Origin of the sequence: Rossellomorea aquimaris (assembly GCF_000935355.1) — a bacterium.
Lineage (GTDB): Bacteria > Bacillota > Bacilli > Bacillales > Bacillaceae_B > Rossellomorea > Rossellomorea aquimaris_B.
Genome location: NZ_JXZC01000002.1, coordinates 223,626 through 236,344, shown reverse-complemented (window position 1 = coordinate 236,344; position 12,719 = coordinate 223,626). Strand labels below are relative to the sequence as shown.

Annotated in this window: 14 protein-coding genes; 10 read left to right on the top strand and 4 right to left on the bottom strand. The window is 41.0% G+C overall.

Features of this window, described 5'->3' with window-relative positions:
- Positions 1 to 28 precede the first annotated feature (28 nt).
- Together TV75_RS08295 and TV75_RS08290 are read left to right on the top strand one after the other, a co-directional pair.
- Positions 29 to 307, top strand: coding sequence for a glutaredoxin family protein (locus TV75_RS08295; RefSeq protein ID WP_044338263.1), 279 nt, complete (start codon positions 29 to 31; stop codon positions 305 to 307).
- 199 nt (positions 308 to 506) lie between these two features.
- Complete coding sequence (locus TV75_RS08290; RefSeq protein WP_044338262.1) at positions 507 to 1,067, top strand: hypothetical protein; 561 nt, start codon at positions 507 to 509, stop codon at positions 1,065 to 1,067.
- A gap of 2 nt (positions 1,068 to 1,069) precedes the next feature.
- Here the strand turns inward: TV75_RS08290 and TV75_RS08285 are convergent, their stop codons facing one another.
- Positions 1,070 to 2,482 carry a PQQ-dependent sugar dehydrogenase gene (locus tag TV75_RS08285; RefSeq protein ID WP_044338261.1) on the bottom strand — a complete coding sequence of 471 codons (1,413 nt, stop codon included), beginning with the start codon at positions 2,480 to 2,482 and terminating at the stop codon, positions 1,070 to 1,072.
- Between the two features lie 260 nt (positions 2,483 to 2,742).
- Here TV75_RS08285 and TV75_RS08280 point away from each other — a divergent pair, with 260 nt between their 5' ends.
- The gene (locus TV75_RS08280; RefSeq protein ID WP_044338260.1) at positions 2,743 to 3,261 is read left to right on the top strand and encodes an undecaprenyl-diphosphatase; all 519 of its coding nucleotides are present in this window, start codon (positions 2,743 to 2,745) and stop codon (positions 3,259 to 3,261) included.
- Between the two features lie 121 nt (positions 3,262 to 3,382).
- On the opposite strand, the gene TV75_RS08275 is transcribed toward TV75_RS08280, so the two are convergent.
- The gene (locus TV75_RS08275; RefSeq protein WP_044338259.1) at positions 3,383 to 3,871 is read right to left on the bottom strand and encodes a hypothetical protein; all 489 of its coding nucleotides are present in this window, start codon (positions 3,869 to 3,871) and stop codon (positions 3,383 to 3,385) included.
- Between the two features lie 148 nt (positions 3,872 to 4,019).
- On the opposite strand from TV75_RS08275, the gene TV75_RS08270 reads away from it, so the two are divergent.
- The 6 genes from TV75_RS08270 (at position 4,020) to TV75_RS08245 (ending at position 10,690) form a co-directional block, all read left to right on the top strand.
- Complete coding sequence (locus tag TV75_RS08270) at positions 4,020 to 4,847, top strand: DUF2935 domain-containing protein (RefSeq protein WP_253275495.1); 828 nt, start codon at positions 4,020 to 4,022, stop codon at positions 4,845 to 4,847.
- Positions 4,848 to 5,210: 363 nt separating this feature from the next.
- On the top strand, positions 5,211 to 6,227 hold the full coding sequence (gene qoxA / locus TV75_RS08265; protein ID WP_052504467.1) for a cytochrome aa3 quinol oxidase subunit II: 1,017 nt from the start codon (positions 5,211 to 5,213) through the stop codon (positions 6,225 to 6,227).
- A 16-nt stretch (positions 6,228 to 6,243) separates the two neighbouring features.
- Positions 6,244 to 8,208 carry a cytochrome aa3 quinol oxidase subunit I gene (gene qoxB, locus TV75_RS08260; RefSeq protein ID WP_044338258.1) on the top strand — a complete coding sequence of 655 codons (1,965 nt, stop codon included), beginning with the start codon at positions 6,244 to 6,246 and terminating at the stop codon, positions 8,206 to 8,208.
- Between the two features lie 2 nt (positions 8,209 to 8,210).
- Positions 8,211 to 8,822, top strand: coding sequence for a cytochrome aa3 quinol oxidase subunit III (gene qoxC, locus TV75_RS08255; protein ID WP_044338257.1), 612 nt, complete (start codon positions 8,211 to 8,213; stop codon positions 8,820 to 8,822).
- Positions 8,822 to 9,121 (top strand): cytochrome aa3 quinol oxidase subunit IV, encoded by a 300-nt coding sequence (gene qoxD / locus TV75_RS08250; protein WP_044338256.1) that lies wholly within the window; start codon positions 8,822 to 8,824, stop codon positions 9,119 to 9,121. Before qoxC ends, qoxD begins: the two co-directional genes overlap by 1 nt.
- 180 nt (positions 9,122 to 9,301) lie before the next feature.
- Complete coding sequence (locus TV75_RS08245; RefSeq protein WP_044338493.1) at positions 9,302 to 10,690, top strand: M20/M25/M40 family metallo-hydrolase; 1,389 nt, start codon at positions 9,302 to 9,304, stop codon at positions 10,688 to 10,690.
- Positions 10,691 to 10,781: 91 nt separating this feature from the next.
- On the opposite strand, the gene TV75_RS08240 is transcribed toward TV75_RS08245, so the two are convergent.
- Positions 10,782 to 11,204: a VOC family protein gene (locus TV75_RS08240; RefSeq protein WP_044338255.1), complete on the bottom strand. Its 423-nt coding sequence runs from the start codon at positions 11,202 to 11,204 to the stop codon at positions 10,782 to 10,784.
- A 156-nt stretch (positions 11,205 to 11,360) separates the two neighbouring features.
- On the bottom strand, positions 11,361 to 11,729 hold the full coding sequence (locus TV75_RS08235) for a cbb3-type cytochrome c oxidase subunit I (RefSeq protein ID WP_044338254.1): 369 nt from the start codon (positions 11,727 to 11,729) through the stop codon (positions 11,361 to 11,363).
- 217 nt (positions 11,730 to 11,946) lie between these two features.
- On the opposite strand from TV75_RS08235, the gene TV75_RS08230 reads away from it, so the two are divergent.
- Positions 11,947 to 12,573 carry a methanogen output domain 1-containing protein gene (locus TV75_RS08230; protein WP_253275494.1) on the top strand — a complete coding sequence of 209 codons (627 nt, stop codon included), beginning with the start codon at positions 11,947 to 11,949 and terminating at the stop codon, positions 12,571 to 12,573.
- Positions 12,574 to 12,719: the final 146 nt, after the last annotated feature.

Genomic DNA, 12,719 nt, shown 5'->3' with positions numbered 1-12,719 from the left:
TTCTATAAGAAAGGAGCAGAGGATACAAATGAGTAACAACCTTATATTAGAGCTTTATACCCGTCCGACCTGTTCTGATTGTCAAGCTGCTAAAGAATACTTGAGCGGACATAACATTGACTATGTTCATAAAAATGTAGGCGAAGAGGAAAGGTTTGAAAAAGACCTTAGAGAAGTTTCCGGCACAAGGGTGGTCCCATCCTTTGCCTTTTACAAGAGAGGACTATTCGGTAAGAAAAAGCTTGTAAAGAATTTTATTGGATTTGAAAACAATAAAGAGGAAATCAAGAAATGGTTGGTAAAATAATAGTCAACTATAAAGCGGGCCAATATGGCCTGGCTTTTTTTTTGCAAAGGAAATCAACTTATTATTACGTAACAGCTTATTTTCCACCCCAAACCGATGCTAAGATGGGAAATAGATAGATCATTCATAATAGTTCCGCCTCTAATAAATGGTAAATAGTATGTAGGGTAACTGATACCAATTTGAGTGGGGTGGAAAGGTGAATGATTTTAAACCTGTTTCTGATGACGTTCGTTCATCTCAACGAATATTCAAAAATCATAAAAAAACAATGAAGTTCAGTTTAGTGTCTATTTTTTCCTGTATTGCTGCCATCCTGCAGGCTGCTGGCGGCATTTTACCAGGTATAGGATATTTAATAAGTCCGCTTGCCACTGCACCTATTCTGTTGTGTTCCATTTTTTCCATTCCATTTGGGATGATGTCCTATTTTCTAACAATGATGTTGTTATTCATCCTGCAGCCAACTGAACTAATTGTATACCCTTTTACAACAGGATTATTAGGAATAGGTATAGGGGGGGCTTTTCACTTTTTTGGGGAGAGAATAAGTATCGTTGCTACAGGTGCCATTCTTTTAATGGTAGGAATTATGAGTCTGCTATTTATTCTTGGCTTCCCCGTATTAGGGCCGGCATCCCCTGGTTCCTTTTCATTTCTTACAACGGGAATTATATTTTTATTTGCTTTTCTTTATAGTTGGTTATGGGTTGAAATGGCTTTAATCCTTTATAAAAGATTAAAGAGGATGATTATTTAGGATTATGGAATGATTTCAAAAACAGTGCCTTGGTTAAGGTCAGTCACATTCGTAGAGCGATAAACCCCTAAATATAATCTTGTTTGCTTCAGATTCGTCCCCAAATTAACATAATAGGAGGATTGAGACCCAAACTCATAATCGGTCTGTATCACACTAAACTCATTTGGTTTACCATTTCCCCTTACAGTGGTGTAAGCTAAAGCCCCTCTAACCTGAGGGGTGGAACCTTTCCGGGCAAGATCGGTGAACACAACGCTTCCTGTTAACCCAGGGATTCGTTTCCCCATATAAGGCTGGACTCCTGTAAGTGCGGTTCCTTCAAACGTATCGGGTCTGGTGTCTTTATGAAAATAACTAGTTAATGGATGAAGTCGGTTCCCTGAAAGTGTTACAGCTTCATTGTAAAAAGCAATGGTTTTCTCATCCAAGTCAGGATTTTGTGGGCAGGCTCCTATAATCGAAGCAGGAAAATCACCTTCCCAGCCCCGCCAGCCAAAGTTAATAAAACCTTCTTTGTCATATTTAAAGTTCATGGAAGACGCTTGAACTAGCTGAGTAACCTGTATTGGTTGATAATGAACAAATGAGAAAATAGACTCGACCAGATTCTGTCCGACATTTCCCGCATATTTAATATATTGATTATTATATCTTTGAAAGGAAATACCTGGTATATTGCGAACCCCCTTGGCCATTACAGTTAGCGTTTCCTGAATAGATGTAGGAAGTTCATTGAAACGAGTGACAATGGGCGGGTCAATGATGGGTGTATCCTTACTTACATCAATTTCAATTATTTTCCCAGCGATTTCTAGGTCGTCCTGGCTTAAGTTAAATGGATCATAGCCAGACCCGCCATCTCCGGTTGTTAAAACAAGTTTACCTGTTTCGGGTGAGAAATTTAAACTATTGAACCCATTATGATTATAAAATGGTCTTCTTAAATTAAGCAATGTCCGACGTTTCCTGTGTTTTCCATTCGACTGTAACATCCATTCTTCGATCGTATCAATATGATCATATTGCTTTTCTCTGTTTCTCCACCTTAGGTTTAATGTTGCAGAATCACACGGGTCAGGCTTAAAAGAATCAGAAAGAGCACCTGATCCCTCTGTTCCGGCGGCTGAATAATGAAGATAAAAGAGACCGTTATAAGTAAAATCTGGATGAAACGCCAGCCCCAGTAATCCCCGTTCATCATATCCACGCCCGGAAACACCCAATTTTAGAATTCGCGAGCGTATATCTATAAAGGTCCTGATCACTCCATTTCTTATGTAAAAGATTTCCCCAACCTGGGTTGCGATGAATAGTCTTTCCTTTGAGTCACCCGGGAGTATAGCCGTTTTCAAAACAGTGGGTAAATTGATCTTACTTACGATGGGCTGTAAACCAACTTTTAGGTTTATCAACTGACTTTGCCCTCCTTCTTATTATTTTCTTATTATCAGAATATGATTTGAACCTTTTATTAGTACAAAATCAGGCGGGAATCGAGGGAGTCAGCTTGGTTTACATCCCGTGTTTACGGATGATGCTGTGAACAAGTATTGACTATTGCTGTCTTTATGAATTGGTTTTAAATCAATAAAAATGAATTCATATACGGGTTATTACATACATCACGATTTAAAAGGGAATTTTATTGGTATCTATAAATGGAGGTATACTTATGGACTATAAACTATTCAGGGCAATCAACCTGCTTTCTGGACGCTCGGCCCCGGTTGATGTGCTGATGATCTTTTTATCAAAAAAGATTCGTTATGTGTATATACTTGTTTTGATACTCATGTGGTTTCGAAATGAACATTATAGAAGGGTGTCTTGGAATGCCGTGGTATCTTCGGGGATTACTTTGTTTCTTCACACTTTGGTTAATATATTCTACTTTAAACCGCGTCCATTTGCCAAACGGAGGGTCGGCATACTCATTCCCTCAAAAACGGATTCTTCATTTCCAAGTAAGCATACCTTGCTTGCATGTGCCGTTTCTACGTCCATTATTCTTTATGATCGTTTCCTTGGTTCGATCATGTGGATTTTATCTGTGTTGACAGGTTTTTCCCGCATTTGGCTGGGACATCATTATCCATCTGATATTATCGGAAGTGCCATTATGGCCTCCATGACCAGCATGGCAGTGGGGAAAACTACTGGAAAATTTATGGATGAAAGAACACAGAACTGAGTGTAGATTCATTTCAATGGCGTGGAAATAAAATATACGAAAATAGCAACGGCATAAAAAACCTCTCATCGTTCTCTTACGATGAGAGGTTTTTTTCCTGCGGGGACCACAGGGTGACCTATTAACTTTCCGCTTGTTCCTCCTTGTTCCTCCTCATTGAAAAAACTTTTTCATAAAAATACTGAAATCCATACATCAATACCGATTTTAATAAAAAGAGTAAGGACAGTTGTATCCTTGTAAACCTGATCAGGGTGACATATCCGATTCTCTTGAACCAATTCAACATGAAGATGGTGAAGAAAGAATCAACAATCAAATTAACTAGAAAATAGAACATGAACTTCCCGTAGGTGTATTTGAAAATCCAAAATGATCCAACAAAAAAGGGACCCAGGATCAATGGCAGTTCAGCCAATACATTCGGTTTTATGGAAAAAGGGAACCACCACCATTTCCTCCGGGTAGCTAATATGCCCTCTGCTACTAAATATACGCACATAAATAGTGTGCCGGGTAGAAATCTTTTTAACGTTTTTTTGCGCAGAAGTGGAAGGGACAGCCAGGGGAGCAAGGTCATTAACGTAATCATTTGTTTCCTATTCTTCATAGAAGGACATCCTTTACATCATAGTGGTAAATATTCTTCCTTTTTTATGAAAAACTTATGTATCTTTGTGAGCATTCTTTAATCTATATGAAGTCCTTCTTTTTTAACTCCTGATTAAATATATAAATAATAAAAAGGAGGTAAAGATGTGGCTAATCAAATGATCACGACATGGGAGGAGCACTTATTCTGGCTTGAAGTATTACAGGACCATGCTTATTTCATCAGGGACCACTTATCTGCAGCTGAAGCAGAGTATGTGGATGTTTCACAGCAATATATACAACTATTTGGGGGGCTAATCGACCAATTGAACCGTGTGCCGCGTACAGCAGACCATCGGGATGAAACCATGGTCCGGTTTTCAAATAAAGTTTGGCCAGTGGCCAAAGGCTATTTTGATTTTGAAGGCATGCTGCAATCGTTAAGGATCGATAATAAAGTGAATCTTAATTTATCCCCTACCTACCTAAATGGCACGCTTGCAGAAAACCAGGAATACTTGCGGATTTTAGAGTATCTGAAGAAGGGGGAAGAGCCGGAGCCGCTTCCCTTGGTGGATTTGATGGATTTATGGCTTGAAGATCAGCTGGGGCACGCCGTGTTATTTCAAAACGTACTCGATCCCATTGAAATTAACGCGAGCAGGCAGGCGGAGGCTTATATTAACCAATATCAAGCATATATCATTCAAAACCGGCATCTGAAAGGATATCTCAGATTTAAGCAACCTGGCTTCGCCAGACAGAGGGAATTCGCCTATGAAGTTGGTCAAACGACATTGGAAATGAGTCAGTATATCTCTGGGATGGTCATGAAATACAATAAGAAAAAACTGCTGAATAAAACCACTCTCCGTTTTTTAGAGCATCATTTTCCAGAAACCTGTTATTTCATTAAAAAGCTCAGCTATTATTCTCCAAAGCTCAAGGAGGCAGCCGGGACTTGCTCATTAAAAAGAGCCAGCTATTTATAATAGATGGCAGGGGATACTTGAAAGTTTATCGGTATAAAGGAATTCATTTATGTTTAGCAGGAAAGATTCATGGATACGAATGAATTAATGGAAGGTGAATGGCAGTAGGAATAATCGGGTAAAACGTTATTTTTCTAAATAATCAAACCATAAAACGCTCTCAAAATTATTGTTGAATAATTTTGAGAGTTATTTTTTTGTCTTCCGAGCAATTCTTTCCAACATTGTTACCGTTCTGTGAATAAACTTCGACGAAATTTCGAAAATCTGTTTAAAGTTTGGTGAAACAAGGGTACCTTTTAATAGAATTTGATAGTATAGGTCTACAGTGATAAATCCGACATAAAGGAGGGTGATTTCCCTATGTTCAATAAATTCAAGCCATACTTGATTGTCTTGATCAGTCTGGTTTCATTATTTTTCATCATCATATTCAGCTCGGGAAGTGAAATGATCATTCTCGATCCGAAAGGGCCGGTTGGGGCCTTGCAGAAAGATCTGATCATGCTGTCAATCTACTATATGCTTGGCATCATGGTTGTCGTTCTTTCCTTCTTTACTGTTATTCTCCTAAAATATCGAAGCAGTAAAAAGGATAGTGATTACAAGCCCGAAATGCACGGGAGTACAAAATTAGAAATTATATGGACGCTTATTCCTGTACTGATTGTTATCGCCTTGTCTATCCCAAATACAAAGGCATTATATGAATTAAAGGAAGCTCCTAAAGCAACTGCTCATAAAGATCCGATTGTGATCCATGCGACTGCTGCCGATTGGAAATGGATCTTCAGTTATCCAGAGGAAGGTATTGAGACAGTGAATTATGTCAATGTACCGGAAGATCATCCCATTTTGTTCAAGGTGACGGCTGCAGATTCCATGGCTTCCTTCTGGGTGCCGCAAATCGGCGGACAGATTTATGGAATGCCTGGAATGGTGAACGATTTATACTTACAGGCTGATGAGCCGGGTACTTATGATGGAAGAAACTCAAACTTCACTGGTGAAGGAATGACACACCAAAAGTTTGATTTTGTTGCGTTGGAAGAAGAGAAGTATAGAGAGTGGGTAAAAGATGCTCAGGAAAATGAGCCTAAGCTGACGGAAGAAACATATGAAAAGCTTATGCTTCCTGAGACCGTCGACAAGATGACTTTCTCATCTACTCACTTATCCATAGTCGACCATGGTAAGAACTCTGAGTATGCCATGGCGATCCGTGAGAAATATGGTGTGGAGGCCTCTTCACATGGTGCGGATAAAGATGCTGAGTCAAGTCATGGAAATCACGGTGATCACGGAGACATGGAGGATCATGAAGACCATGAAAATGAAGAGCATAAAGACCATGAAAATAACGAAGGACATGAGCACTAAGAAAGGAGGACTCTAGATGTTTGATTTTATTAAAGATAATTTAATACTCAATGATCCGTTGATTCTTGGAGCCAACATTTCCATCGTTTTCACCGTTATTGGGATCGTAGCGACCCTTACGTACTTTAAAAAATGGAAATGGCTGTGGAATGACTGGATCACGAGTGTTGATCATAAAAAAATCGGGATCATGTATATCATTGCTGCATTGATCATGCTCTTCCGCGGAGGAGTCGATGCCCTTTTAATGAGGGCGCAATTAACGGTGCCTAATAATGAATTCTTATCATCACAGCACTACAATGAAATCTTTACGACTCATGGTACGATCATGATTTTGTTCATGGCGATGCCATTTTTACTTGGACTAATGAACGTCGTAGTCCCTCTCCAAATCGGTGCAAGGGACGTCGCATTCCCATTCTTGAATAACTTAAGCTTCTGGTCATTCATGTTTGGGGCGATCCTATTCAATATGTCATTCGTATTCGGTGGATCACCGGATGCAGGATGGACGAACTACGCACCACTAGCGATTGAAGGGAGTCCGGGACCGGGAATTAACTATTACCTCCTTGGACTGCAGATCTCAGGAATTGGTACGTTATTAACGGGGATAAACTTTGTTGTCACGATAATCAAAATGCGTGCACCGGGCATGACGCTTCTTCGCATGCCGATGTTCACGTGGACTACATTGATCACAGCATTCATCATCGTATTTGCTTTCCCGATCTTAACGGTGACACTGGCGCTTATGACATTTGACCGATTATTCGGTACGCATTTCTTCACGCTTACAGCCGGAGGGAATCCGATGCTCTGGTCGAATTTATTCTGGTTATGGGGACATCCGGAAGTATACATCGTTATTTTGCCTGCTTTCGGTATTTTCTCAGAAATCATTGCAACATTTGCAAGAAAAACATTGTTTGGTTATAAATCAATGATCATCTCACTTGTAGCCATTTCAGGGTTAAGCTTCGTTGTGTGGGTTCACCACTTCTTTACAATGGGCGGAAGTGCTGCGGTTAACAGTGTATTCTCGATTTCGACGATGGCGATTGCCATACCGACCGGGATTAAGATATTTAACTGGTTGGGTACCCTTTATAAGGGACGGATTGAATTTACCGTCGCCATGATGTGGTCGGTTGCGTTCATTCCGACATTCCTGATCGGTGGAGTGACAGGGGTCATGCTCGGTATGGCTGCAGCTGACTTCCAGTATCACAACAATTACTTCCTGGTTGCCCATTTCCACTACACACTGATTGCCGGGGTAGTGTTTGCCTGCTTCGCAGGGCTCGTGTACTGGTATCCAAAAATGTTTGGACATAAGATGAATGAACGAATTGGAAAATGGGCTTTCTGGTTCTTCTCTATCGGTTTCAATGTATGTTTCTTACCGCAATTCGTCTTAGGGTTTGCCGGCATGCCAAGACGTGTGTACACATACGGACCAGAAGATGGCTGGACGGCATTGAATGTCATCTCTTCTGTCGGGGCTTTCGGAATGGGTGTAGGATTCATGATCATCGTCTATAACGTTTACTATAGCTATCGTTTTGCAAAACGTGAACTGTCAGGGGACGCTTGGGATGGACGTACGCTTGAATGGGCGACCAGCTCTGCGATTCCACCCCACTATAACTTCGCTCATGTTCCTGAAGTAAAGAGTGCGGATGCTTTCTACTATATGAAACAAGAAAGAAAAGAATCTGGCAAACCGGAAAAGGTTGAGTACAAACCGATCCATATGCCGAGCAATGCAGGGACCCCATTCATCATGTCCGGGTTATTCTTCGTTGGAGGATTCGGCCTGGTGTTTGAACTGTGGTGGATGGCAATACTTGCCCTCATCGGTATCTTCGGATGCATGGCATACCGCTCACTGTTCTCACACAAACAGGACGCTGGTTACTATGTAAGTGTGGAAGAAATAGAAAAAACTGAAAATCCGTATAAGAGGGAGGCGTGAATATGGCACATAGTACAAATGTAGATCCAAATACGCCACTAGAATATCAATCGGAAATCGGTAAACTGAATATTTTCGGATTCTGGGTTTTCCTAGGTGCGGAAGTAGCGCTATTTGCCACTATTTTCGCGACATTCTTCGCCCTTGAAAGCGGCACGGTTGGAGGCCCGCTTCCATCTGAAGTGTTTGATCTGAAGAATACCATCATCATGACGTTACTATTATTGATCAGTAGTTTCACGTCAGGGTTATCAATAAATGAATTAAGAAGAAGAAATGTCAAAGGGATGATGGTCTGGCTGATCATCACATTGCTCTTTGGCGCAGGTTTCCTTTACATGGAAATCACGGAATTCCTTCACCTGATCCATGAGGGAGCCGCCATGGGAACCAATGCATACTGGTCTTCTTTCTATCTATTGACCGGAACGCATGGTCTCCACGTATCATTAGGTATTCTATGGATACTGCTTGTGATGTTCCAGGTGAAAAGACAAGGCTTAAATCCAGATACCGCTAAAAAACTATTCGTATCCAGCTTGTATTGGCATTTCTTGGACTTTGTATGGATCTTCGTGTTTACAAGCGTGTACTTACTGGGGATGGTGGGATAATGGAACACAATACAGCGAATCATAGTCGTATTCCTTGGACACAGATCATTGGATTTGTCTTATCCATTGCATTGACATTCTTAGCCGTTTGGTTCGGACTTTACGCAGGGCTTGCGTACAATGTGATGGTTGCTCTAGTATTTGTGCTCGCATTCATCCAGGCTGCAATCCAGCTGTTTATGTTCATGCACGTAACAGAAGGTGAAGGCAGATGGCAGGTAGGGAAAATGATGTCAGCTGCGTTCATCGCCCTTGTGATTGTCATTGGATCGATTTGGGTATTGAGCAATATGCATTAATTTGAGATAGAGACGGTTGAAAACATTTCAACCGTCTCTATTTTTTTATTTTCTACAAAAAATCCTATAAATAGTAAATATAGTAAAATTTTACTGGTAGTTTTGCCTCTTATTTCGTTTTACGAAATAATGTATGATTCTGTATATTCAAACTATTAATCTACCAGGAGGATTTGATTGTTGAAAAAACCGATTGTATCTCTTACGCTTGCCGCCACACTATCCATTGGTGCCTTTGGATTACAGCCCGCTTTTGCTCAAAGTAGCGAAGTCGGATATCACCATGTTCAAGACCACTTCGATAAGAAACTATTAAAAAAGATTGATGCCGAAAAAATCTATCAAAACATTGATTACCTATCAAAGGTTCCAAGAGTAGCAGGAACAGATTCTGAAGAAAATGCTGTTCACTATATTAAGGAGCAATTTGAATTGTATGGTTATGAAGTGGATATTCAGCCATTTACGTTTTATGGCTATACACCACCAACTGCGATTGAGCTGTCTGTAGTAGGTCAACAAGGGGAGTATGCACCCAGAGCATTTACATACTCAGTCAGTGGGAATGTAACGGGGGAACTTGTTGATGCCGGTCTTGGAAAGCAGGAAGACCTTCAAGGAAGGGATTTAACCGGGAAAATTGCCCTTGTTGAACGTGGAGAAATCAGCTTTAGTGAAAAGGTATTAAATGCAGCTGAAAAAGGAGCGGTCGGAGTCATCATTTATAACCATTCAGATGGGCCATTAAGCGGTACATTAGGGGAACATAATGATGACTTTGTACCGGCAGTTGCCCTATCAAAAGAAGAAGGGGAAGCACTTTCCTCCGAGTTGGGAAATGCAGTCAACATTACAATCGAAGGAGCGGAAACAGGCGAAAAAACGTCTCATAATGTGATCGCGACAAAACACCCAAAAAATAAAACGAAAGCGACTGACGATATTATTGTCGTAGGCTCTCATCATGATTCGGTAGCCGGAGCTCCGGGGGCGAATGATGATGCCTCAGGTACAGCGATGACTCTCGAACTTGCACGTGTCCTGAAGAATGAGCAGACAGATACGGAAATCCGCTTTATCACATTCGGTGCAGAAGAAGTAGGCCTACTAGGTTCCTCACACTATGTCGAGACGTTATCAGAAGATGAAATTGATCATACGGTAGCTAACTTCAACCTTGATATGGTGGGTAGTAAAGATGCAGGTGACCTTGTAATGCTCACTCTCGATGGTAAGCCTAACCTCGTGACGGAGCTTGCCCAGAAATCAAGTGAAAAACTAAACGGTGAGGCGACACCATATGGTCAGGGGGGACGCAGTGATCATGTTCCTTTTGCTGAAGTGGGAATCCCTGCTGCCCTATTTATCCATAGCCCTTCAGAACCTTGGTATCATACACCGGAAGACACCATTGATAAAATCAGTAAAGAAAAGCTTCAAGATGTAGCTGAAATCGTGGGATCTGCCGTTTATGACCGTGCCAGAGTTGACTACAAGGGTCCGAAGGCTAAAAAAGGTCCTAAACTAAAGGCGAAAGAGGAAATGTTTTACGAGCAGGAAATGAAGTAAATCCTATCAATCTAAACAGACCTCTATAATAAAGAAACTACTAAATATGAAAAAAAATCAGCCTTTTCCTAAAAAGGCTGATTTTTTGAGTTTATTCTTCCTCACTCTCATAATTAAACTGCCACTGAATCCCGAACTTATCGGTCACCTGACCATACAGCTTGCTCCAGAATGTCTCCTGAAGCTCCATATCCACCTTCCCGCCTTCTTTCAATTTATGGAAACGAGTCGTCAACTCTTCTGTATCCTTGCTTACCAGGGCCAGGGTGATATTGTTCCCTTCAACAAAAGGCATATCAGGAAACACGTCGGAAAACATGACGTTGCTGCCATCGATTGTCAGTCTTGTATGTAACACCAGTTTCTTAGCTTCTTCAGGCAGGGGATAATCCGGATGGGGAGGTGCTTCTGCAAATGTCATGATCTGCGGTGGCTCTGTTCCGAATACCTCTGCATAATATTCAACGGCTTCGCGACAATTTCCATTAAAATTAAGGTAAACATTGACTGACATCAAAATCACTCCTATGTTTGAAATGTACTTCATACATATTGTACCACTCGTCTTTATACAATCATAAATTATTTTAGAATAATCAAAAAATAGATTGGGCAATGGGCAATTAAAAAAGAGCCCAATCCTTACTCGTCAGGACGGGGCTCTTTTATACTATTCCGCTTTTAATTCTCTTAAAATATTGACCCCGAAAAGGAGTATGCCGACTGTCGTCAGGAAACCGCCTGCTGCAATAAGGGGGACGACGGCTTCACTTCCAAGTACTAAGAAAAATAATCCAATCATCATAAGGGGCAAGCCGACATTGTGAAGCCAGAAATGAGCTTTAGCCAGTTTAGTAGAAGATACTGCCGGGAATAAGTGATAAATAAGACCTGCTAACGTTAGGGCAGTCCAGCCTAATAAGTTAATGTGGACATGGACCGGAGTCAAACTGTAGTCATGGACCATGGACATATACAGTCCGATACACACACCAATCATAAAGTAGATGACAGAAATCCTGATCAGTTTAATCCCCATCTAATCTCCCTCCTTTTCTTTGGTAATATATGAGAATTTAGACCTATGTAGAACATGGATTTCCATCCATGTATCTAATTTTATGTCAAAAGACACACAGCTTGTGTTTGACAGGTGTTATACTGAAAGAAGTGGCTAGTCATATGTCTTGACGGTGTCAATAATGTAAGCGCTTGATATAAGTGATGTCCCTGGAAAAAAATGAAGGAGTGATATGGTGGAGACTAAGATATCATTAACCGGCACAATTTTCTTAAGTAAACTCATCACTCAATATGCTTATATACATCAGAAAACGGTAGGTAAAACGGCGGATGAATACATTCGTCAAATCGGCCTTCGTACAGGGGAATGGATTGAAGGGTTATATGGGAAGAAAAGTGAGGATTGGACGGTCGAGCGATATGCAGAGGTCATTGTCGATTTAAAAAATGCAATCGGTTGGCATTTCTACATATCTGAAGTATATCCTGATCATGTCGTCGTAAAGGCTACGGCCTGCCCATTTGGAGAAGCCGTTCAGGATGCCCCCCACCTTTGTAACATGACCTCAAGTGTGTTCGGAGGGATAGCATCCCGTAAATTTGGTTATTCCAAAGTGGTTTTAAGGAAAAGGATTGCTGTCGGGGACCCAGGCTGTGAAGTGGCTGTCTATTTCCGTGAAACAGAAGAAGAAGGGGACCTCTACCGCGACTTACATTACACTCCCGATCACGGCAATCCGTTTCAATGGGAAGAAGAAACCATTCTATTATTGAATGAACAGCTAAGGCAAAGTGACGAGCTGGTCATGAAGCTTGTTGATGAGCTGGAAGCGTTACGGGAACAGGTCAAACAGAAATAATAGGTTAATGGAAAAGCCGGCGGATACCTCGCTGGCTTTATATTTTTTTGTGAAACTTGGGGTTTCTAATTAAATATTGCCTCCTGCCTCAGTAATTGATAGAATCATCAATTAGAGAAACTGCAAATCGAAAACGGGGAGTAGAA

Coding starts and splice junctions, on each gene's coding strand:
- TV75_RS08280 (WP_044338260.1), top strand. CDS start 2,743: ATGGACTATAAACTATTCAGGGCAATCAACCTGCTTTCTGGACGCTCG.
- qoxD (WP_044338256.1), top strand. CDS start 8,822: ATGGAACACAATACAGCGAATCATAGTCGTATTCCTTGGACACAGATC.
- qoxB (WP_044338258.1), top strand. CDS start 6,244: ATGTTTGATTTTATTAAAGATAATTTAATACTCAATGATCCGTTGATT.
- TV75_RS08240 (WP_044338255.1), bottom strand. CDS start 11,204: ATGTCAGTCAATGTTTACCTTAATTTTAATGGAAATTGTCGCGAAGCC.
- qoxC (WP_044338257.1), top strand. CDS start 8,211: ATGGCACATAGTACAAATGTAGATCCAAATACGCCACTAGAATATCAA.
- TV75_RS08275 (WP_044338259.1), bottom strand. CDS start 3,871: ATGAAGAATAGGAAACAAATGATTACGTTAATGACCTTGCTCCCCTGG.
- TV75_RS08235 (WP_044338254.1), bottom strand. CDS start 11,729: ATGGGGATTAAACTGATCAGGATTTCTGTCATCTACTTTATGATTGGT.
- qoxA (WP_052504467.1), top strand. CDS start 5,211: ATGTTCAATAAATTCAAGCCATACTTGATTGTCTTGATCAGTCTGGTT.
- TV75_RS08295 (WP_044338263.1), top strand. CDS start 29: ATGAGTAACAACCTTATATTAGAGCTTTATACCCGTCCGACCTGTTCT.